The sequence below is a fragment of the Pontibacter saemangeumensis genome, from assembly GCF_039541895.1.
In the GTDB taxonomy this organism is placed as follows: Bacteria; Bacteroidota; Bacteroidia; order Cytophagales; family Hymenobacteraceae; genus Pontibacter; species Pontibacter saemangeumensis.
On sequence record NZ_BAABHC010000029.1, the window covers coordinates 583,842 to 605,295 of the forward strand.

At 55.4% G+C, this 21,454-nt stretch carries 17 protein-coding genes; 6 read left to right on the forward strand and 11 right to left on the reverse strand.

Features of this window, described 5'->3' with window-relative positions; all coding sequences use genetic code 11:
- The first annotated feature begins 81 nt into the window (after positions 1–81).
- A complete protein-coding gene (gene mdh / locus ABD920_RS20725; RefSeq protein WP_345161848.1) occupies positions 82–1,020 on the forward strand; it encodes a malate dehydrogenase in 939 nt (312 codons plus the stop codon).
- Between the two features lie 276 nt (positions 1,021–1,296).
- Here the strand turns inward: mdh and ABD920_RS20730 are convergent, their stop codons facing one another.
- From ABD920_RS20730 to mutL, 4 genes are all read right to left on the reverse strand, one after another.
- Positions 1,297–1,794 carry a barstar family protein gene (locus tag ABD920_RS20730; protein WP_345161850.1) on the reverse strand — a complete coding sequence of 166 codons (498 nt, stop codon included), beginning with the start codon at positions 1,792–1,794 and terminating at the stop codon, positions 1,297–1,299.
- Between the two features lie 7 nt (positions 1,795–1,801).
- Complete coding sequence (locus ABD920_RS20735) at positions 1,802–2,713, reverse strand: rhomboid family intramembrane serine protease (RefSeq protein WP_345161852.1); 912 nt, start codon at positions 2,711–2,713, stop codon at positions 1,802–1,804.
- A 6-nt stretch (positions 2,714–2,719) separates the two neighbouring features.
- Positions 2,720–3,502, reverse strand: a complete 783-nt coding sequence (locus ABD920_RS20740) for a rhomboid family intramembrane serine protease (RefSeq protein ID WP_345161854.1) — start codon at positions 3,500–3,502, stop codon at positions 2,720–2,722.
- Positions 3,503–3,641: 139 nt separating this feature from the next.
- Positions 3,642–5,498, reverse strand: a complete 1,857-nt coding sequence (mutL, locus tag ABD920_RS20745; RefSeq protein WP_345161856.1) for a DNA mismatch repair endonuclease MutL — start codon at positions 5,496–5,498, stop codon at positions 3,642–3,644.
- Positions 5,499–5,986: 488 nt separating this feature from the next.
- Here mutL and ABD920_RS20750 point away from each other — a divergent pair, with 488 nt between their 5' ends.
- The 4 genes from ABD920_RS20750 (at position 5,987) to ABD920_RS20765 (ending at position 13,315) form a co-directional block, all read left to right on the forward strand.
- A complete protein-coding gene (locus ABD920_RS20750) occupies positions 5,987–8,878 on the forward strand; it encodes a serine hydrolase domain-containing protein (RefSeq protein ID WP_345161858.1) in 2,892 nt (963 codons plus the stop codon).
- A gap of 72 nt (positions 8,879–8,950) precedes the next feature.
- Complete coding sequence (gene bshA / locus ABD920_RS20755) at positions 8,951–10,087, forward strand: N-acetyl-alpha-D-glucosaminyl L-malate synthase BshA (RefSeq protein WP_345161860.1); 1,137 nt, start codon at positions 8,951–8,953, stop codon at positions 10,085–10,087.
- Between the two features lie 137 nt (positions 10,088–10,224).
- On the forward strand, positions 10,225–12,117 hold the full coding sequence (gene serA, locus ABD920_RS20760; protein WP_345161861.1) for a phosphoglycerate dehydrogenase: 1,893 nt from the start codon (positions 10,225–10,227) through the stop codon (positions 12,115–12,117).
- Positions 12,118–12,226: 109 nt separating this feature from the next.
- A complete protein-coding gene (locus ABD920_RS20765) occupies positions 12,227–13,315 on the forward strand; it encodes an aminotransferase class V-fold PLP-dependent enzyme (protein WP_345161863.1) in 1,089 nt (362 codons plus the stop codon).
- A gap of 109 nt (positions 13,316–13,424) precedes the next feature.
- Here the strand turns inward: ABD920_RS20765 and ABD920_RS20770 are convergent, their stop codons facing one another.
- A complete protein-coding gene (locus tag ABD920_RS20770) occupies positions 13,425–13,958 on the reverse strand; it encodes a DUF7935 family protein (protein ID WP_345161865.1) in 534 nt (177 codons plus the stop codon).
- A 159-nt stretch (positions 13,959–14,117) separates the two neighbouring features.
- Between ABD920_RS20770 and ABD920_RS20775 the strand changes: the two genes are divergently transcribed.
- Positions 14,118–14,465: a HesB/IscA family protein gene (locus ABD920_RS20775; RefSeq protein WP_345161867.1), complete on the forward strand. Its 348-nt coding sequence runs from the start codon at positions 14,118–14,120 to the stop codon at positions 14,463–14,465.
- A gap of 276 nt (positions 14,466–14,741) precedes the next feature.
- On the opposite strand, the gene ABD920_RS20780 is transcribed toward ABD920_RS20775, so the two are convergent.
- The 6 genes from ABD920_RS20780 to obgE form a co-directional block, all read right to left on the reverse strand.
- A complete protein-coding gene (locus tag ABD920_RS20780; RefSeq protein ID WP_345161869.1) occupies positions 14,742–15,584 on the reverse strand; it encodes a ChaN family lipoprotein in 843 nt (280 codons plus the stop codon).
- Positions 15,585–15,711: 127 nt separating this feature from the next.
- The gene (locus ABD920_RS20785; protein WP_345161871.1) at positions 15,712–17,073 is read right to left on the reverse strand and encodes an ABC transporter permease; all 1,362 of its coding nucleotides are present in this window, start codon (positions 17,071–17,073) and stop codon (positions 15,712–15,714) included.
- The gene (locus ABD920_RS20790) at positions 17,066–17,977 is read right to left on the reverse strand and encodes an ABC transporter ATP-binding protein (RefSeq protein ID WP_345161873.1); all 912 of its coding nucleotides are present in this window, start codon (positions 17,975–17,977) and stop codon (positions 17,066–17,068) included. The genes ABD920_RS20785 and ABD920_RS20790 overlap by 8 nt, the downstream gene beginning before the upstream one ends.
- A gap of 501 nt (positions 17,978–18,478) precedes the next feature.
- A complete protein-coding gene (gene dnaJ, locus ABD920_RS20795) occupies positions 18,479–19,627 on the reverse strand; it encodes a molecular chaperone DnaJ (RefSeq protein WP_345161876.1) in 1,149 nt (382 codons plus the stop codon).
- A 3-nt stretch (positions 19,628–19,630) separates the two neighbouring features.
- Complete coding sequence (locus ABD920_RS20800) at positions 19,631–20,191, reverse strand: nucleotide exchange factor GrpE (RefSeq protein WP_345161878.1); 561 nt, start codon at positions 20,189–20,191, stop codon at positions 19,631–19,633.
- 250 nt (positions 20,192–20,441) lie between these two features.
- Positions 20,442–21,440 (reverse strand): GTPase ObgE, encoded by a 999-nt coding sequence (obgE, locus tag ABD920_RS20805; RefSeq protein WP_345161880.1) that lies wholly within the window; start codon positions 21,438–21,440, stop codon positions 20,442–20,444.
- Positions 21,441–21,454: the final 14 nt, after the last annotated feature.

Here is a 21,454-nt window from a genome sequence, read left to right on the forward strand (position 1 = left end):
ATGCGAAAAGAGCAATTAATGGAATAACTTTCTAAATTTACTGCTTAACAGAATCTCAAACCAAAATAAAGCATATCCGAAATGAAAGTAACTGTAGTAGGAGCAGGTAACGTTGGGGCAACATGCGCCGATGTGCTGGCTTACCGCGAAATCGCGAACGAAGTAGTTTTAGTGGATATTAAAGAAGGTTTTGCTGAGGGCAAAGCGCTTGATATCTGGCAAAAAGCGCCCATCAACTTATATGACACCCGCACCGTGGGTGTAACCAACGACTATTCCCGCACCGCTGATTCTGACGTGGTGGTGATCACCTCCGGCCTGCCGCGCAAGCCGGGCATGACGCGCGACGACCTGATCTCAACCAACGCGGGCATCGTGAAGTCGGTGACGGAGAACATCGTGAAATACTCGCCCAACGCCATCATCATCGTGGTGTCTAACCCGCTGGACGTAATGACGTACGCGGCGCACATGACGTCGAAATTCCCGCGCAACCGCGTGATGGGGATGGCCGGCATCCTGGATACCGCCCGTTACCGCGCATTCCTTGCCGAGGAGCTGAACGTGTCTCCGAAGGATATACAGGCCGTGCTGATGGGCGGCCACGGCGATACGATGGTGCCGCTTCCGCGCTACACCACCGTAGGCGGCATCCCGGTGACGGAACTGATCGCAGAAGACAAGCTGAACGCCATTATCGAGCGCACCAAGTCTGGCGGCGGCGAGCTGGTGAAACTGATGGGTACTTCCGCCTGGTATGCGCCGGGTTCGGCGGCGGCTCAAATGGTGGAGGCCATCGTGCGCGACCAGCGCCGTGTGTTCCCGGTTTGCGTGAAGTTGGAGGGCGAGTACGGCATCGACGGCGTGTATCTAGGCGTGCCGGTGATCCTGGGCAAGAACGGCATCGAGAAAGTGATCGAGCTGCAACTCAACGACGAGGAGAAGCAACTGCTGGAGACATCCCGCGGCCACGTGAAGGAAGTGATGGACGCCCTGGACAAAATGTCTGCCAGCGCCTAAGCATTCCCTTCCTAATTCCCTTCCTATATATAAACAGCGGCGGCGCTCCTGATCGGGGGCGCCGCCGCTGTTTATATATATAGCACCATTATGTTGCCTTTAAATATCTCGCGGTGAGTGCAGCTCTCGCAAGCGTCTGGCTTATTGTCTGAATCAGGAATTAAGGGATGCAGGGGATTCAAAGGATAAAGCCTCCATAAAAATCATCAGGCTCCACAACCCAATATATACCAGCATGCGCTGCTCAGTACGGCGACGCTGGATTGCTCATAGCAACTACCCCGGCAAACCAAGCCACTCGTGCGGGTTCCAGAGCACGGGCCTCGCCCCTACCGGTTCATAAGCGGTGTCAGGGTTATCGACCTGCAGCAGCGTCAGCAGGCGCTCGCCCATTAACAGGTGCCACTGCGAGGCGCGGGCCAGGATGTCGAGCAGGATCTGGGCAGTTTCCTTGTCAACTGAATCGAAGTGGTGGAGCAGTAGCACGGTGCCTTTGCCGGTTATGTCTATTTCCCTGAGGCTTTCTTTCAGAGAGGCAAAATCGCTTTTGTACGTATCCCTGAAGCGGAGCTTCTGCTTCAGCTCATCGTGCATCGCCGCGTCATTGGCCCATTTCGCGCAGTCGAACTCGATGACGCGGTAGCGCTCTTTCCGGAACCACATCACGTCGATGAGCAGGAATTCCTGGCGTGAGTAGAGGCAGGCGTAGCCGTTCTGCAGGATCGCCCAATCCAGCCGTTGCCACTCCTCGGGTTCGTTTCGGAACACTGCCATATATAGCTTAGTCTTTCTGGCTCGCCTGGAAAAGTTTCTGCTTTTCTTCCTTGGAAAGACTCTCATACCCGGAGCTGGATATTTTGTCGAGGATGCGGTCGATCTCGTTCTGACTGGGCTTGCCGCTGGTGCCAAACGCGCTCCCGCCGCCCCTGGATGCGGTAGTGGGTGCGCCTGTATTCCGGTGGGTCACTTTCAGCTTGGGCCTGCGGCTGAAAAGCCTGCTGAAAAACCCGATCACGGCATGCACGGGGCGGCCCATATCATTGCCGCGCTGCAGTTGCTTTACAAAGACCCAACCGATGACAGCGCCGCCAATGTGGGCGATGTTGCCGCCCGCATTATCGCCCACGGCCCCCGAAATAGACAGCAGCACCAGGAACGCCGCGATGTACTTGATCTTGATCGGACCGATGAGGATGAGGTTGAAGGAAAAGTTGGGCAGCAGCGTGGCCGCGCCCACCACAATGGCCAGCACGCTCGCAGAGGCCCCGATCATCATGGAGTAGGCGGCCCGGTCGGCAAAGTACGGGATAAAGTTATAGCTCAGCAGGTACAGCACCCCACCCGCTATCCCCCCCAGTATATAGAGGCTCAGCAGTTTTTTCTCGCCCAGGTACTCGCGCACCAGTTGCCCGAACCAGTACAGGTTGAGCATGTTGAAGATGATGTGCAGGAAGCCCTCGTGGGTGAAAAAGTAGGTGATCAGCGTCCAGGGGCGGGTGATGAAGGTGAGCGGAAACGAGTTGAGCGCCAGGTACTGCATGATCAGGCCATATATACCCGAGGCGCTTGTCAGGTACAGGATGGTGCGCGTCACGATCAGCACCACAAACACGATGATGTTGATCAGGATAAGCTGCTTCAACGTGTTGTTCGGCTGCCGGAAGGCGTACTTGATGTCTTCGATGATGCTCATTATGCTTTAAAAGTTATCCTGATAGTCGTTTCGCTGCCACATTCTCACCAGTATATACGCGAACAGCATGCCTCCGAGGTGCGCAAAATGTGCTACGTTATCGCCCGGTGTCCGGTTGAAGCCCGCGTATAATTCGTAGGCTCCGTAGAACAGCACAAAGTACTTCGCCTTGATCGGGACGGGCAGGAAAAGCAGCATGAGCTCCAGGTTCGGGAACAGCAGCCCAAAGGCCATGAGTATAGCAAAAATTGCACCAGAGGCACCCACAAGCGGGCTGTTGAAGACGGCGTTATATACCTGGCCTACCATCTCGCGGCTAGCCTCTATGTATTCCGGGTTGTCGGGGTTGCGCAGGTAAGCCACGGCAAGCTCCCTTCCGGCGCCGGGCCGTATATGCTCGTCCATGTAGTTGTCGAAAGCCACCGGGCTGGGGTTCTCCATATAGATGGCGGTCTCCTCCTCCAGGTTGTTGAGCTCAAAGGCGCGCACGCCGGTGTACAGCAGGCTGGCGCCCAGTCCCGTGATCAGGTAAAAGACCAGGAAGCGCTGCGGCCCCCAGAAACGCTCCAGCATGGGCCCGAAGATGAACAGACTGAACATGTTGCTGAAGAGGTGCCCCCAGCTGCCGTGCATGAACATGTGCGTAAACAGCTGCACCGGCCTGAAGTAATCGGAGCCAAAGTAATGCAGCGCAAAAGTCTCCATCGTTACAATGCCACCATTCTGCAATAAAAACACAACCACGTTGATGATCAGGAGATTCCGGACCATGGGGGTGATATTGAACATGCGATTTTGCCTTTTAAAGTATAAGCCCCGCCCCGGTCATGGGCTACAGCGGGTGCTTGTTCTAATTATAAATAGGTTCAGGGTGATCACGGCGATCCGCCGCAATCAAATCAACAGTAAAAAAATCAGCCGGTCAGCCTTAGCCTTTCTGGAACAGCTCATGCAGCTGGCCAAGCTCCATGATCACGAGTGTCTTCTGCCCGCCGGGCGCATAATGCGGCACCTGGCACGCAAAAAGCTTGTCCACGAGCGAGTTCATCTCCAGGTCCGACATGCGCGCCACCGACCGCGAGGCGATGCGACGGGCCATGGCACGGGCCAGATTCTCCCGTTTATCAAGCTTTAACGTGGCCGAATTGTTTTTGTACTGCTCTATTAACTCCTCCAGCAGTTCCTTCTCGTTGGCCGCATGCACATCGGCCGGTATGCCGTTCAGGATGATGGTGTTGCCGCCAAAGTCCTCAAACAGGAAGCCTATATCCTTGAACTCCCCCGCCAGCTCGTGCACCAGCGCCGCATCGGCTGGCGAGAGCTGCAGCGTCTGCGGGAAAAGCAGCGCCTGCGAGGCCCCTGTTTTCTTCTGCAGCAGCACACTGTACTTCTCATACAGGATGCGCTCCTGCGCCGCCTGCTGGTCGATGATCAGCACCCCCGACTTCACCTGCACCAGCAGGTACTTCTGGTGTATCTGGATGGCCTTGTTTGCATACGTGGCGGGCACCTCCGGTGCGGCAAAGGCACTGTCGAGCAGCCCCATGCCCGATGTGGCCGAGGTGGTGGTGCCCTCCTGCGCCGGCTGCTCCCGCAGGGGCTCATACAGCTGCTCCCATCCTTTAGAGGTTGCCCTACGGGAAGAGGCGGGCGGCGTAAAACCCGGGAAGGCCGTGCTGCCCCCGCTTCCGGGCCTGTTGTTGCCGGGGTCAAACTCGTTGTAACCGCCCTGCACCCGGATCGGCTGCAGCGGGGCAAAGTTCACATCCCCTTCAAAGTCCAGCGAGGGCGCGATGTTGTAGGCGCCAAGGGCTTTCTTCACGGCGGCGTGCACAATGGCATACACCGTTTTTTCGTCCTCAAACTTGATCTCGGTTTTGGTCGGGTGCACGTTGATGTCGATCTTCTCCGGATCCAGCTCGATGAACAGCACATAAAAGGGGTGGTTCTCCTTGGATACCAGCCCTTCGAAGGCCGTCATCACCGCGTGGTTCAGGTAGCCGCTCTTCACAAAACGGTTGTTCACGAAAAAGAACTGCTCCCCGCGCGTTTTTCTGGCATGCTCCGGTTTGCCTATATAGCCCTTTACCGTCAGGAAGGTGGTGTCTTCCTCGCAGTAGGCCATCTGCTCTTTGTAGTTGCTGCCAAAGATGCTCACGATGCGCTGGCTTAGCTTCCCCGCCGGCAGGTTGAACACCTCGGTGTCGTTGTGGTGGAGGGTAAAGGCCACCTCCGGGTAAGCCAGCGCCACCCGCTGAAACTCGTCCAGGACATGGCGCATCTCCACGGCATTGGTCTTGAGGAAGTTACGCCGGGCGGGCACGTTGAAAAACAGGTTTTTCACGGCGATGGAGGTGCCCGCCGCCGCTACCGCAGGTTCCTGCAGCACGATGGCAGAGCCTTCCACCACCAGCTTTGTGCCGGCTTCAGCACCATGCGTCCTGGTCTTGAGTTCTACCTGCGCCACAGCGCCGATGGAGGCCATGGCCTCGCCCCGGAACCCCATCGTCCGGATGCGGAACAGGTCTTCTGTGGTGCTGATCTTGGAGGTGGCGTGGCGCTCGAAGCACATGCGGGCATCCGTCTCAGACATGCCGATGCCATTGTCCACCACCTGCACCAACTGCTTGCCCGCCTCCTTCACGATGACCTGGATGCTGGTGGCACGCGCATCCACGGCGTTCTCCAGCAGCTCCTTCACCACCGAGGCGGGGCGTTGCACTACCTCGCCGGCGGCAATCTGGTTGGCCAGGAAGTCAGGCAATAAGTGTATGATGTCGGGCATCCGGTTCTTTAGCTCCTTGTTAATATTTTTTTTATCTCAACCAGCCCCTGAAGGCAATCCCGGCCAAATATTTGTTTTTACTATTATAATATGTAAAAACAGAACTTATTCAGAATTAAATTTATTATTAATTTACAGACCGATTGTTAAACAGAGGTTGGAAAACATCTAACGATTTGCATATAATCCACGTCTTAAATATAGGCGAGGGTGCAGGTGCCGGTACAGGAGCTGGTGGCGTTAGCACTACGAAGGCTACCTTTTTGCCATATGCGCTCGCGGGCAGGCTTCAGGCTCTTCGCCTCCCTTTTACATGCGATGAAAGGCAAATCCGGTGTCACTGCTGAAATTTAGTCTGTTTTCTGAACCGCCTATTGCAAAATTAGGCTTAATTTTGACTTGTTCCAATTATAAAAAAGTACTAAAGGATGTTGAAGAGTTTTAGTTTAGGGTTGTTGATACTTGTTTTTCTTGCCATGGGACCACTGATGTCATTAAAGTCATCGGAAGAGGTGGTCGTTAATCCAAAAGAGAAACAATGGGTCGACAGCCTGATGACGACGCTCTCTCCTGATCAGCGCATCGGCCAGCTTTTTATGGTGGCCGCCTACTCGAACAAAGACAAAAAGCATTTCCGTGAGATCGACACCCTCGTGAGCCGCTATGGCGTGGGGGGCATCATGTTTATGCAGGGCGGCCCGGTGCGCCAGGCGGTGCTCACCAACCGCTTTCAGCGCCTGGCGCGGGTGCCCCTGCTCATCGCTATGGATGCCGAGTGGGGCCTGAACATGCGCCTGGACAGCAGCATGCACTTTGCCCGCCAGATGACCCTGGGGGCCCTTGACGACGAGAAGTACATCTACCTGATGGGCCGTGAGATCGCCCTGAAGATGAAGCGACTGGGCGTGAACGTGAGTTTCTCGCCGGTGATGGACGTGAACGTGAACCCCGCCAACCCCGTGATCGGCAGCCGCTCCTTCGGCGAGTCGAAAGAGGAGGTAACGCGCCGCGGCATCGCCTACATCAAAGGGCTGCAGGACCACGGCGTGATGGCGGTGGCCAAGCATTTCCCTGGCCACGGCGACACCGACACGGATTCGCACCACTCGCTGCCTGTCATCCCCCACGACATGAAGCGCCTGACCGAGGTGGAGCTTTACCCGTTCAACAAGGCTTTTGAGGCCGGTGTGATGGGCGTGATGGTGGCGCATTTATATATGCCCAGCATCGACTCCACCCGCAACCTGGCCACTACCCTCTCCCCCGCCCTGGTTACCGGGCTCCTAAAGGGAAAAATGAAATACAAAGGGCTTGTTTTCACGGATGCCTTGAACATGAAAGGCGTGAGCAGCTACTACAAACCGGGTGAAGTGGACCTGAAAGCCCTGCTTGCCGGCAACGACGTGCTGCTTTTCCCGGAGGACGTGCCCATGGCAGTCAGAAAAATAAAAGGAGCCATCACCGCAGGGCAGCTAACACAGGAGGAAGTGGACCTGCACGTGCGCAAGATCCTGCACGCCAAGTACTGGGCCGGCCTGAATAACCTGAAGCCGGTGGTGCTGGAGAACCTGCAGGCTGAAATGGACAGGCCCATCAGCACGGTGGTACAGGAGCAGCTGTTCGAGCACTCAGTCACGGTGGCCCGGAACAAAGGCGGGCTGCTGCCGTTCCGCAACCTCGACACCCTGAGCATCGCCTCCGTGGCAATCGGTGCACCGGCAGACAATGTGTTCCAGCAAACACTCGGCAACTATGCCCCCATCAACCGCTTCACCATCCCCAACCGCTTTGCACCGGACTCGGCCTTCACCAAGGTGATCCCGAAGCTGAAGGACAGCGACCTGGTGGTAGTGAGCATCCACAACATGAACATTACCCCGGCCAAGGATTTTGGCGTGGGGGTGGGCACGCGAGCCTTTATCCAGTACCTGCAGGAGCGTACCAACAAGAAAGTAGTGGTGGTGGTGATGGGCAACGCCTATAGCCTCAAGTTCTTTGAGGGATCGGACTGGCTGGTATGCGGCTACGAGGACAACCCAATGGCCCAGGCGCTGGTGCCGCAAATGCTGTTCGGGGCACGGCCGGCCAAAGGCAGGCTGCCGGTCACCGCGTCGGCAAAGCTGAAAGCAGGCACCGGGGTACCCACACAGGCCATTGGCCGCCTGAAGTACGGCCCCCCCGAAAGCGTGGGCATGAATTCAGAGGTACTGCAGCAGATCGATAACATTGCGCTGGAAGCCGTTGCCTATGCCGCCACCCCTGGCGCGCAGGTGCTGGTGGTGAAGGACGGCACCGTGATATATGACAAGGCTTACGGCTACAACACCTATGAGAAGGTGAAGCCGGTTACCAAAAACACGGTATACGATGTGGCCTCTATCACCAAGGTGGCGGCGACGCTGCAGGCGATCATGTTCCTGAAGGACCGGGGCAAAATCAGCCTCGATGCGCGCGTCTCCACGTACCTGCCGGAGTTGAAAGGGACTAACAAGGAGGCCATGGTGATGCGCGACGTGCTGACGCACCAAGCCGGGCTGCTGCCGGTACTGCCGCACTGGCAGAAAACGCTCGCCTCGATGGAGACCAAGCAGATGTTCTATGCCAGCATCCAGACCGATACTTACCCCAACGAGGTGACACCGGGCTTTTACTCCATCAAAACAATGGAGGACTCGCTGTGGGCCTGGACGGTGACCTCCAGAATGCTGCCGCGGAGCAAAACCGGCAAAGGCTATGACTACCGGTACAGCGACCTTGACTTTTACGTGCTGAAGCGCGTGGCCGAGAAGCTGCTGAACCAGCCGCTCGACGAGTTCATGGACCAGAACTTCTACGCACCGCTTGGCCTGAGCACCATGACCTACAAGCCCCTGCTGAAACACTCGCGCGATGTGATTGCGCCCACCGAGGACGACCGCTATTTCCGCAACAACCTGATCTGGGGCAGCGTGCACGACCAGGGAGCGGCCATGCTGGGCGGCGTGGCAGGCCATGCCGGCTTGTTCTCCAACGCCAACGACCTGGCCATTTTGCTGCAGATGAACCTGCAGAACGGCAAATACGGCGGGCAGGATTACTTCAACACCAACGTGGTGCCGGAGTTCTCGAAAAAGCAGACCAACGACAGCCGCCGCGGCCTTGGCTGGGACAAGCCCGAGCCGGAGGGCAACGGCCCCACCTCAGATATGGCCCCAATGAGCACCTTCGGACACACCGGTTTTACCGGCACAGGCGCCTGGGTGGATCCTGAAAACAAGCTGATCTATGTGTTCCTGTCCAACAGGGTGTTCCCGGACGCCGGCAACAACAAGCTGGTGAAGTATAACATCCGCACCAGGATACACGATGTTATCTATAAAGCCATCATACCTAAAACATAATTTATAATTGGTAGTTTAGCAGGTGCAGCGAACGATGATTCGCTGCACTTTTGTTTTTATATATAAAGCATAATGAGAATCGGTATTGTTTGTTACCCGACCTTTGGGGGTAGCGGCGTAGTAGCCACAGAACTAGGCAAGGCACTGGCGCTGAAGGGCCACCAGGTGCACTTTATAACCTATAGCCAACCCGCCCGCCTCGACCTTTTTAACGAGAACCTTTTTTACCACGAAGTCTATATACCGTCTTACCCGCTCTTCCAGTACCCGCCCTACGAGCTGGCGCTGGCAAGCAAGATGGTGGACATCGTGCGCTTTGAGAAACTGGATGTGCTGCACGTGCATTACGCCATCCCGCACGCCTCGGCGGCCTATATGGCCAAGCAGATTCTCCGCACCAAGGGTATCAGCATTCCCGTGATCACCACCCTGCACGGCACCGACATTACGCTGGTGGGCAAGGACGCCTCCTTTGAGCCGGTGGTTACCTTCAGCATCAACCAGTCGGATGGGGTGACGGCGGTTTCCGACAGCCTCCGCGCCGAAACCTACGACTACTTCCAGATAGAGAAAGACATCCAGGTGATCCCGAACTTCATCAACCTCGAAAAGTTCAAGCGCCAGAAGAAAGAGCACTTTCGGTTGGCCATCGGCCCAAACAACGAGAAACTGCTGGTGCACACCTCCAACTTCAGAGCGGTGAAGCGTGTGGATGACGTGATCCGGATTTTCGCGAAGGTGCGTCAGCAGATCCCAAGCAAGCTGCTGCTGGTGGGCGACGGGCCAGACCGGCCGAAGATGGAGAAGCTTTGCCGCGAACTGGGCATCTGCAACGATGTGCGCTTTTTAGGGAAACTTGATGCCGTGGAGGAAGTGCTCTCCATTGCCGACCTGTTCCTGATGCCCTCTGAGAAGGAAAGCTTCGGGTTGGCGGCGTTGGAGGCGATGGCCTGTGAGGTGCCGGTGGTGTCTTCCAATGCAGGCGGCATACCGGAACTCAATATTGATGGCGTAACAGGGTTTACGTGCCCGGTGGGTGCCGTAGACGAGATGGTGGAGAAGGCGCTCTATATCCTCGACGATGAGAACCTGCCACGCTTCAAAGCCAACGCCCTGCAGCGCGCCACCGATTTCGATGTTGACAAAATCGTGCCCATTTACGAGGATTTTTATCAAAAAACGATTAATGCTCAATTGGCATTGCTATAATTTTATTTGATTTTATAATAGCTTCTATCCAAAAAGAACCGGTGCACTATATGTTTCCGGTTCTTTTGTTTATTTTTGGGCCTTCATTCCCATGGTTGTGCTTTTGCGAGAAGTGCGGCCCAATTTCATAAACAGTCATGAGCAAAGACAAGTACTTCATTATTGATTTTGATAGCACTTTCACCAAAGTAGAGGCCCTCGACGAACTGGGCGAGCTGTCGTTAGAAGGACATCCCGAGAAAGAGCGTGTGCTGCAGCAGGTAAAACAACTGACGGACAGCGCCATGGCCGGGGAAAGCTCGTTTGCCGACGGCCTTCGCAAGCGGCTGGCCCTGCTGAAAGCACATGAGCGCCACCTGCCCCATCTCATAAACAGGCTGCAGGACAAAGTATCGGAGTCTATCCGCCGGAACAAGGAATTCCTGACAGAGTACTCAGACCAGATTTTTATTGTGTCAAGCGGGTTTAAGGAGTTCATCACGCCCATCGTGACGGAGTACGGCATCAAAGAAGAAAATATCTACGCCAACACGTTTAAGCTGGACGAAAACGGCAACATCACCGGGTTTGATGAGGACAACGTGCTCAGCTTTGACAAGGGGAAAATAAAACTGCTGGAACAGCTGGCCCTCTCGGGGGATGTATATGTGATCGGCGACGGTTACACCGACTATGAGATCAAAGAGGCTGGCCTGGCAAACAAATTCTACGCCTTTACCGAGAACGTGACGCGCGACAGTGTGGTGGCGAAAGCAGAGCATATAGCCCCGAGCCTCGACGAGTTCCTGTACCAGAACAAGCTTCCGATGGCCATCTCCTACCCCAAAAACAGGATCAGTGTGCTGTTGCTGGAGAACATCCACCCGAAGGCGGTAGAGTTGTTCCGGCGCGAAGGCTATCAGGTGGAGACGATATCCGGCGCCCTGAGCGAAGAAGAGCTTTGCGAGAAGATCCAGAACGTGTCGATACTGGGCATCCGAAGCAAGACGCACGTGACGCGCAAGGTGCTGGAGCACGCCAACCGCCTGATGAGCGTTGGCGCCTTCTGCATCGGCACCAACCAGATAGACCTGAACGCCTGCCTCGAGGCCGGGATCACGGTATTCAACGCCCCCTACAGCAACACCCGCAGCGTGGTGGAAATGGCTATAGGCCAGATCATCATGCTGAGCCGTGGCATTGTGGACAAGAGCAATAAAATGCACCAGGGCATCTGGGACAAGTCGGCCGCCGGCAGCTTTGAGGTACGCGACAAAAAACTGGGCATCGTGGGCTACGGCAACATCGGCGCACAGCTGTCGGTGCTCGCAGAGGCCATGGGCATGGTGGTGTATTATTATGACGTGGTGGAGAAGCTGCAACTGGGCAACGCCCGCAAGTGCGACACGCTACAGGAGCTGCTGGAGAAAGCTGATTTTGTATCGCTGCACGTAGACGGTCGGCCGGACAATAAGAACATGTTCGGGGCAGCGGAGTTTGCCGCCATGAAACCCGGGTCCATCTTCCTGAACCTGAGCCGCGGGCATGTTGTGGACATTGCCGCGCTCGTGGAGAACCTTATATCCGGAAAGCTGCGCGGTGCCGCTGTAGACGTGTTCCCGCAGGAGCCTGCCACGAACAGCGAGCCGTTCGTGAGTGAGCTGCGCGGGCTGCCCAACGTGATCCTGACGCCGCACATCGGCGGCAGCACCTCGGAGGCGCAGGTGAACATCGCCAACTTCGTACCCAACCGCATCATGGATTATATCAACTCAGGAAACACGTACCAGAGCGTGAATTTCCCGAACATCCAACTGCCGGAACTGAAGAACGCGCACCGCCTCATCCATATCCACGAAAACGTACCGGGCGTGCTTGCCGACATCAACAACGTGCTGGCGAAGAACCAGGTGAACATCCTGGGCCAGTACCTCAAGACAAACGAGCGCGTGGGCTACGTGATCACCGATATCAACAAAAAATACGACAAGCAGCTGGTAAACGATATGCGCCACATCCAGCACACGATTAAGTTCAGGATGCTGTATTAATTGCTGATTGTTAAACCGTTTCCTCAAACAGCGTATTTTTTGCATTCAAATGCGCCTTTGCCGAATGGATATAACCGGCTTTAAGCAACTGCTGTAGAAAGAACCAAACATGAATAACAAAATATACTTCACCCCGGGCCCCTCGGAGTTGTACCCTACGGTGCCGCAGCACATGCAGACGGCACTGCAGGAGAAGATCGGCAGCATCTCGCACCGCAGCAAGCAGTTTCAGGAGATTTTCGCCCATGCCGTTGCAGGGCTGCGCCAGTTGCTGCAGCTGCCCGACACATATGAGGTACTGTTTTTAGCCTCGGCGACCGAGGTATGGGAACGGGCGATCCAGAACAATGTGCGGCAGGAGAGTTTTCACCTGGTGAACGGCTCTTTTTCGGACAGGTTTTTCGAGACGGCGCTGGAGTTGGGCATGAAGGCGCAGAAGCATGAGGTGCCGTTCGGCGAAGGCTTTAGATTGCAAGACATCGCTGTGCCTGAAACCGCCGAGTTGGTGGCGCTTATCCAGAACGAGACCAGTTCGGGGGCGTGCATCCCTGTGGAGGATATAAACCGTTTCCGTGAAAAGGCCGGCGCCGATGCGCTTTTATATGTGGATGCCGTTTCTTCGCTGCCTTATCCTGCGTTCGATTTTGAGAAAGTGGATGCCGTGTACTTTTCGGTGCAAAAATGCTTTGGGCTGCCAGCCGGACTAGGCGTGTGGCTCCTGAATAAACGCTGTATCGCCAGGGCCGAAGCTTTGGCCGAAAGCGGCCATGTGATTGGCTCGTACCACAGCCTGCCTTCGTTGTTAAGCAAGGCGAAGGTAAACCAAACAGTGGAAACGCCGAATGTGCTGGGGATATACCTGCTGGGCAAAGTGCTGGAGGATATGAACAGCAAAGGCGTGGAGCAGATCAGGAGAGAGACAAAAGCGAAGGCTGATCTGCTATATGCCTACCTGGAGCAGAGCAGAACCTTCTCTCCGGCGGTGAAAAACCCGGCACATCGCTCCCCTACCACGCTTGTGGCCAACACCACAGTTCCAGCCTCCGAAGTAAACAAGCAGCTGGCTGCGTTCGATATGGCCATCGGCAGCGGCTACGGCAAATACAAAGAAAGCCAGATCCGGATCGCAAACTTCCCTGCGCACAGCCCACAACAGGTAGAGGCGCTGGTCGCAAAACTGAGAGAGTTGTTTGGATAACCGCTGAGTTAGAAAGTTAGAGAGTTAAAAAGGTAAGAGTTAAAAAGTTAGGGGTATAAGGATATCCGACTTTTTAACTCTTACCTTTTTAACTCCTAAACTCCTTAGCTTAAAACACCTGCGCTATCTCCTGCTTCACATAACTCAGGGCGCGCGTGGTCGGGTCCTGCTCCGTACTCAGCACTGTTTCCAGAATGCGCTTTGCTAAATCGGTGCCGCGGGCATTCTCCGGCAGCTCCTTGTAGGTTTTGTTGATCAGGTTCACCACATCCTCCCGGGCATGCTTTACCTGCTGCCAGGCCTGCTCCGTCATATACACCTGCTGCGACATGTTGTGGTTGAACTCGTTGCGGATTTCATTGAGCAGCACGCGGTGATAATCAGCAGCCGTGTGGCCGGTGCCGCCCACGCGCAGCAGCAGGTTGCTTGGCGTGATGCGTTCCAGCAGCAACGCTACGCGCTCGTAAGCCTGTAGCCGGATCGGCAACACCACCTCCGAGTTCTTCTGCCGAAGTTCCAGCAGCCGCACCTTATAGTCCCGCTCGTAGTGCTTCTTCACAAGGAAATACATCGCCACCGCCACAATAATAGCCGGCAGCGCAATCTTCAGGAGGTCTATGATAAAAATAAGAAACTCGTTCATGTCGCTAGGTGTTGAAAGCCTAAATATCGCAAAAAATTAACGTAAGCCGCATGAATCATTCAGGCCATTTGGCTGTTTAATAAGTACAACCGGGCTCAGGACGCGCATAATTCGGGAGAATTGTGTAAGTTTGTGGCTACAAATAAAAGCGCATACACTATGGCAACAGAAACCAAAACTGCACCTATCACGCTGACTGAAAAAGCTTTAGCGGAGGCGAGAAATATAATGCAAGAGAAAAATGTTCCGGCTGAATACGGCTTGCGCGTAGGCGTGCAGGGCGGCGGCTGCTCCGGCATGTCGTACCTGCTGGGCTTTGACAAGCCGAAGGACTCGGACGAGACCTACGATATCGACGGTCTGACGCTGATCATGGACAAGAAGCACGGCATGTACGTAATGGGCATGCAGGTTGATTTCCAGGACGGCCTGAACGCCCGCGGCTTTACGTTCAGCAACCCACAGGCGAAGAGCACCTGCGGCTGCGGCAGCTCCTTCTCTGCCTAATTTCACCAGATACCTTCTTTCTTTTTGATAAGCGAAGCCCGTCTATGCAGCCGGGCTTCGCTGTTTCTATATATATGACAGCCCGCCTCAGACGCGCGCGGGTGCTACGCAGATTTTGCTTGCGCATTCTATATTGTGCAACACCATCATCAGCCGGTAGACTTCGCGGTGTACGGAGGTCCCGCGAGCGTCTGAAAGATGAAGCGACAGCCTTTGCTGCCGGAGAATCGCAGGAGCTGCTCACGCTGCGAAGCCATTATAATTTATGGCTTTAGGTCAAAACGTTCGGGTCATGCCGGTAGGTACTACGATAATATAATCGGCCTTGCCACAGTGGTCCTGTGCCAGCTTCTCCAGGTCATCCTGCAGCACGGTAGTGATGGTGCGGGTCCTGATGGTGGGCTTGCCTTGCCTGAGGTACCAGCCGATGCCTTCGAAATTGTCGGAATGGTAGGCGCCGTTTAGGTGCAATACCTGCTTGCCCTGCGCCACCTGCTGCAGGATAAAGTGCGCCATGGTGGCGTCTTTCAGGGCCTGCGCCTGCACAACATGCTCGCTTTTGGTGTTGCCGTGTGTGCTGCTGCCGAACATGCTGAGCATGCCTTTGTAACCCGGCAGTTCCATATCCACCTGTATCGGGAGCGGCGCTATATAGTGCTTCGCATCCTCTGACACGGTATCTAAAGCCTTCAAGCCTCCCCCCGACACCATCGCGGCGTACCGGCGCGGCACGTTGGTGGCCACAACCGGTATCTTCTTTTCCCTGGCATAGCGTAGCACCGGCCTGTAGTCTGTTTTGTAATTGGGCCACGGCCGCGACTCCTGCTCAAAGTTTGCCTCTGGCACCTGGCCCGCCATATACTCATTCAGCACCAGTTGCACGTCGGCTTCAAACATCTCCGCTCCGATCACAAAACGTCCTGGGCTTGCCTGGTTTAAATCCTTTGCCACCTCCAGTTGCAGCCAGTGGGCAATCGGGTCGTTGTGCTGCTCCCCAAACAACACCACATCCGCTTCCCGCAGCTCCTTCAGCATTTTGCTGTAGCCGATGTGCCTGCCTTTCTTGTTGAAGAGCCTGTAGGCAGGCTTGTCTTTGTCTTGCGCCGAAGCTGCTGTCATAATCACCTGGAGTAACAGAAGAAGGAAAGCTATTCTTTTCATGTATGGGTACTTCATCAAACCAATTTACAAAAAATAGCCGGCCTATGGAGGGGCCGGCTATATATGATTTCGTGCCTCAGCTCGTCTACACCCGGTAAAACAGCCACTTCGACAATTCTTTGTAATTGATCTTTTTGCCGTACATCAGGATACCGACGCGGTAGATGCGGCTCGCAATCCAAGTGGTGAACACAAAGCCGGCCACCAGCAGCCCCATCGACAGGAGCAGTTCCCAGGCCGGGACGCCGAATGGCACGCGCACCATCATCACGATCGGTGAGGTGAACGGGATGATCGACATCCAGAAGGCTACCGGCCCGTCCGGGTTTTTCAGCACCACGGAGTAGGACATGATAAACGAGATGATGAGCGGGATGGTGATCGGCATCATGAACTGCTGCGTATCGGTCTCGTTGTCTACGGCGGCGCCGATGGCCCCGAACAGCGAGCCATATAGCAGGTAGCCGCCCAGAAAGTAGAACAGGAAACAGCCGAAGATCAGGGCGATGTTGAGGTTGGCAAAACTCTGCTTCACATCGGTGATGGTGTTGGCCACTTCGTTCTCGGCGGCGGCATTGGCCACTGTTGCGGACTCCTCCTCTTCTGTCACCTGCCCGCCCTGCGCGGCGGCCTGCCCGGCGGCAAACTGCGCTGCCGGCGATGGGGCGGCATCGATTCCAAATGCCGCAGAGACAGCCGTAACCGCTATAAACGACAGCACGATCCAAAGCAGGAACTGCGTCAGGCCCACTGCGGCGATGCCTATTATTTTGCCCATCATCAGCTGGAAAGGCTTCACCGACGATATCATTACCTCCACGATGCGGCTCGTTTTCTCCTCTATCACGCCGCGCATGATCTGCACGCCATATAAGAAGATGAAGAAATATATGATCACGGCGCCCGCCACCCCCGCAATCGAGGTGACGATGGCGTTATTATCTTTCTCCCCGCCGTCGCTCAGGTTAATGGTGTTCAAGCTTACCTCCGCCTCTATTTTGTCGAGTGTGGCGCGGTCCAGGCCTGAGGCCAGGAAACGCTGGTTCTCAATCTCTTTCTCCAGCACGTTCTCCAGGCGCACCTGTGTCTGCAGGCTGGTGTTTTTCTTGCCATATACCGTAATGCCCTTCGGATCGTCTATGGACATCTTCGGTATATATAACAGGGCCGTGTTGTCCGTTTCCTGGTATACGGTTTTGGCCAGCTCCAGCGAGCCCGACAGCGGGATAAACTTCAGGTCCTTCTCGTCCTTCAGTTTCCCTTCGAAGAGGCTGCTTTCGTCCAGCACCATCACCGTTTCCGTCTCGCCCGACATCGTGATCAGCAGGCCCGGCAGAACCATAAAGGCGGCCAGCAGCAACGGCGTCAGCAGCGTCATGATGATAAAGCTCTTCTTACGCACGCGTGTCAGGTATTCGCGTTGTATGATCAGCCAGATTTTAGACATGGTGTTTTTCAGTTACTTTTTGGATGAAGATATCGTTTATGCTGGGCACCAGTTCGACAAAAGAGTGCACTTCCACGCGCTGGATGAGGTAGCGCAGCAGGTCGTTTGGCGAAGTGTTGTTCAGTAACCTGATATGCGCCCGGAAAATGCCGTGGTTGTCGTGCTGTTCCACCACATGGAAATCCGGTGAGGTAATCAGTAATTTGCCGTTGCCGATTACCTGGTAGGTATCGGTTTTGTAGGCGTCCTTCACCTCCTTCACAGGCCCATCCAGCACCTTCTGCGCCCGGTTGATGAGGGCTATGTTGTCGCAGAGCTCCTCCACCGACTCCATGCGGTGCGTTGAGAAGATGATTGTGGCCCCGTTGTCGCGCAGCCGAAGTATCTCGTCTTTGATCAGGTTGGCGTTGATCGGGTCGAAGCCTGAGAAAGGCTCATCCAGGATAATAAGCGCCGGCTCGTGCAGCACCGTGGCCACAAACTGCACCTTCTGCTGCATTCCTTTCGAAAGGTCTTCGATGTTCTTGCCCAGCCAGTCGCGTATCTCAAACCGGTCTACCCAGGTTTTGATGCGCGCCTTGGCGTCCTCTTTGCTCAGGCCCTTGAGCTGCGTCAGGTACAGCAGCTGCTCGCCCACCTTCATTTTCTTGTACAGGCCGCGCTCCTCGGGCAGATAGCCAATGTCTTTGGTATGCGCAGGCTTCAGGCGCTCGCCCTTGAAATATATATGGCCGCTGTCGGCACCCGTAATCTGGGTAATAATGCGGATAAGGGACGTTTTTCCGGCGCCGTTTGGGCCCAGCAAGCCGAAGATACAGCCCTTCGGAATCTCAAAGCTCACGTTGTCCAGGGCGGTGTGGTTGGCGTACGTTTTGGTAACACCGTCAATTTTAAGAATGCTCAAAGCCAGTCTTGTTTTGATTTAATCAAAAATACCTTTATTAATGGTATGCAGCAACAGTATATGCGCCCGCCCTTATATAAATCGACAAAGGCAGTGAATAACCAGATCAAACCATGGCTTCGGTTTGCCAGGAGACAGGGGATAGATGCTAAGGCGCCGCTTATATATACTACGCATATACACTAGCAGCTCCTGCGATTCTCCGGCAGCAAAGGCTATCGCTTCGTCTATCAGACGCTCGCGGGACCTCTGTACACTGCGAGGTCTACCGGCTGATGGTGTTGCAGTATTTGGATCGCACAGGCAAAAGTTCTTGGTACGCTTTACTATATGGCTGCCTGGCACTTGCTCATACACCAGCCGAGACGGATTAGACGCTGCAGGCAGCGACTGTGAAGTTCCTGTGCGCGGCTAAGGCAGTCTGCGGAAATCCATATATAGCAAAGGCCCTGTTTCTCATTCAGAAAAACAGGGCCTGCAGAAACCATACAGCGCAGCTACTTATTGAAAGTAGTCTTTCACCTTATCAAAGAATCCTTTCTCGTTCTTGCCCGGGTGCGGTGCAAAGTTACTGGAGGCACGCAGGCCTTCCAGCACGGCACGCTCCTCGCTGCTCAGCGATTTCGGCGTCCAGACGTTGATGTGGATCAGCTGATCGCCTTTGCCATAGCCGTTTATATCCTGCACCCCCTTGCCACGCAGCCGGAAGATCTCTCCGCTTTGCGTACCTGGCTTGATGGTGATTTTAACCTTTCCCGAGATCGTCGGCACTTCAATCTCAGCGCCCAGGGCGGCATCCACAAAGCTGATGTACTGGTCGAAGATCACGTTGTTGCCATCGCGCTTCAGCGTCGGGTGTGCTTCCTCCTCAATCTGGATCAGCAGGTCGCCGGGCACGCCGCCGCGCTCCGGCACGTTGCCTTTGCCGCTCATCGACAGCTGCATGCCATCCATTACACCGGCCGGAACGTTGATCGTAATCACCTCCTCCTGCAACTCCCGGCCGCTTCCGTGGCAGGTCTCACAGTTATGCGTCACGATGCGGCCTTCGCCGTTACAGGTGGGGCACGTCGCTGTAGACACCATCTGGCCGAGCATGGTATTCACCACCTTGCGCACCTGGCCGGATCCCTGGCAGGAGTTACAGGTCTGCATATCGGTGCCGTTCTTCGCGCCGTTGCCGCCGCAGGTGGCGCAGGCCACGTAGCGCTTCACCTTTATCTTCTTCTCCACGCCGTTGGCGATCTCCTCCAGGTTCAGCTTCAGCTTGATGCGCAGGTTGCTGCCTTTGCGCGTGCGCCGGCCGCCCCTGGTTTGCCCGCCGCCGCCGAAGAAGCTCTCGAACGGGCTGCCGCCGCCGCCACCGAAGATATCCCCGAACTGCGAGAAGATATCCTCCATGTTCATGCCGCCGCCAAAGCCGCCGTTCATGCCCTGGTGGCCGAACTGGTCATAGCGCTGGCGTTTTTGCTGGTCGCTGAGCACCTCATACGCCTCCGCAGCCTCTTTAAACTTATCCTCTGCCGTCGGGTCGTCTGGGTTTTTATCGGGGTGGAATTTGATGGCGATCTTGCGGTAAGCTTTTTTGATTTCCTCCGGAGCGGCTCCTTTGCTTAACCCCAAAACCTCATAATAATCTCTCTTAGCCATACCTTACGCTCCTATTATTACTTTCGCAAAGCGAATCACCTTGTCATTCAAAGTATATCCCTTCTCAATTACATCTACAATCTTGCCCTTCAGCTCCTCCGACGGGGCAGGTATCTGGGTCACGGCTTCGTGCATGTCGCTGTCGAAATCGTCACCGGCGTGTATCGCCATTGGCTTCAGGCCTTTTTGCTGCGTTACGTGCTTCAGTTTGTGAAACACCAGCTCCAGCCCCTGCAGCATGGCATCCACGTCTTTGGTGGCCTCCATCGACTGGCGCGCGCGCTCCATATCGTCAATCACCGGAATGAGCTCCACCATCAGGTCCTGGGTGGCTGTCTTGGAAAGGTCAATGCGTTCTTTGGCTGTTCTGCGCCTGAAATTCTCAAACTCAGCCATCAAGCGGATATATTTATCTTTCATCTCTGCCAATTCTGCAGCCGGAGCAATCTCTGTTTGGGCTTCCGCCTCGTTTGCATCCGCTTCCTGCGCTTCTGCTTCAGCACTGGCAGTGGTGTCGTTTATTTCTTCGTTCTCCTGCTCTCGCTTTGTATTTTTATCTGACATAATGCCTTTAAAAATTAGGTTGATAAGTCTTCTTTGACTTGGCAATTAACTTGCCAAACGCACCCGTGTGACAATCTGGCACCGTTTTTAGTTCTGGCTTCATGCATCCTGTATTCACACAACGATCCTGCCTGCGGTCTTCAGGATTCCATTCCACCACCCTGTGCCTTTAAATTTCCTACAGTAGGAATAAAAAATCGGTAGACAGCTTCGCAGGCTGCTACCGATCTTTGCCATATGTGCAATCAGTCTAAGGCCGGCTGTTGAGCGCCTCCCAGATCATATCCTTCAGTTGCATGATGTTCTTGCCCGAGATGCTCGAGATGAACACGGCAGGCAGATCAGACGGAAGCGTTTTACGCATCTCCTCCTCCAGTTCCTCATCCAGCATATCAGACTTGGTGACGGCGAGGATGCGCTTCTTGTCCAGCAGCTCCGGGTTGAATTTCTCCAGCTCGTTCAGCAGCACCCGGTATTCTTCCGCAATGTCGGCGCTCTCGCAGGAAACCATGAAGAGCAGCATCGAGTTCCGCTCGATGTGGCGCAGGAAGCGAAGCCCCAGGCCTTTGCCCTCAGAGGCCCCCTCGATAATGCCCGGGATGTCGGCTATTACAAAGGATTTGAAGTCGCGGTAGGCCACCACGCCCAGGTTAGGCTCCAGCGTGGTGAATGGGTAATTGGCGATCTTCGGCTTGGCCGCCGACACCACCGAAAGCAGCGTGGATTTACCCGCGTTCGGGAAGCCCACCAGGCCCACATCGGCCAGCAGTTTCAGCTCCAGGATCACCCATTCCTCAATACCGGGCTCCCCGGGCTGCGAATACCGCGGCGTCTGGTTCGTCGGGGATTTAAAGTGCGCGTTGCCGAGGCCACCGCGCCCGCCCGGTGTCAGAATGATTTCCTGCCCGTCCTCGGTGATCTCACATTTGACCTCCCCGGTTTCGGAGTCGCGGGCAATGGTGCCCAAAGGCACCTCCAGCACGTCGTCTTTGCCCTGTGCCCCGAAGGAGTGGTTCGGGCCGCCATTATGGCCGTTCTCGGCAATAATGTGCTTACGGTACTGCAGGTGCAGCAGCGTCCAGAGCTGGGCGTTGCCGCGCAGGATGATATGCCCGCCGCGGCCACCGTCTCCCCCGTCCGGCCCGCCTTTCGAGGTGAGCTTATCACGGTGCAAATGAGACGAGCCGGCACCGCCGTGGCCGGAGCGCGAACAAATCTTAACGTAGTCAATAAAGTTGCTTGATGCCAAATTGGGTAGGCCTA

Coding starts and splice junctions, on each gene's coding strand:
- mdh (WP_345161848.1), top strand. CDS start 82: ATGAAAGTAACTGTAGTAGGAGCAGGTAACGTTGGGGCAACATGCGCC.
- ABD920_RS20730 (WP_345161850.1), bottom strand. CDS start 1,794: ATGGCAGTGTTCCGAAACGAACCCGAGGAGTGGCAACGGCTGGATTGG.
- ABD920_RS20735 (WP_345161852.1), bottom strand. CDS start 2,713: ATGAGCATCATCGAAGACATCAAGTACGCCTTCCGGCAGCCGAACAAC.
- ABD920_RS20740 (WP_345161854.1), bottom strand. CDS start 3,502: ATGTTCAATATCACCCCCATGGTCCGGAATCTCCTGATCATCAACGTG.
- mutL (WP_345161856.1), bottom strand. CDS start 5,498: ATGCCCGACATCATACACTTATTGCCTGACTTCCTGGCCAACCAGATT.
- ABD920_RS20750 (WP_345161858.1), top strand. CDS start 5,987: ATGTCATTAAAGTCATCGGAAGAGGTGGTCGTTAATCCAAAAGAGAAA.
- bshA (WP_345161860.1), top strand. CDS start 8,951: ATGAGAATCGGTATTGTTTGTTACCCGACCTTTGGGGGTAGCGGCGTA.
- serA (WP_345161861.1), top strand. CDS start 10,225: ATGAGCAAAGACAAGTACTTCATTATTGATTTTGATAGCACTTTCACC.
- ABD920_RS20765 (WP_345161863.1), top strand. CDS start 12,227: ATGAATAACAAAATATACTTCACCCCGGGCCCCTCGGAGTTGTACCCT.
- ABD920_RS20770 (WP_345161865.1), bottom strand. CDS start 13,958: ATGAACGAGTTTCTTATTTTTATCATAGACCTCCTGAAGATTGCGCTG.
- ABD920_RS20775 (WP_345161867.1), top strand. CDS start 14,118: ATGGCAACAGAAACCAAAACTGCACCTATCACGCTGACTGAAAAAGCT.
- ABD920_RS20780 (WP_345161869.1), bottom strand. CDS start 15,584: ATGACAGCAGCTTCGGCGCAAGACAAAGACAAGCCTGCCTACAGGCTC.
- ABD920_RS20785 (WP_345161871.1), bottom strand. CDS start 17,073: ATGTCTAAAATCTGGCTGATCATACAACGCGAATACCTGACACGCGTG.
- dnaJ (WP_345161876.1), bottom strand. CDS start 19,627: ATGGCTAAGAGAGATTATTATGAGGTTTTGGGGTTAAGCAAAGGAGCC.
- ABD920_RS20800 (WP_345161878.1), bottom strand. CDS start 20,191: ATGTCAGATAAAAATACAAAGCGAGAGCAGGAGAACGAAGAAATAAAC.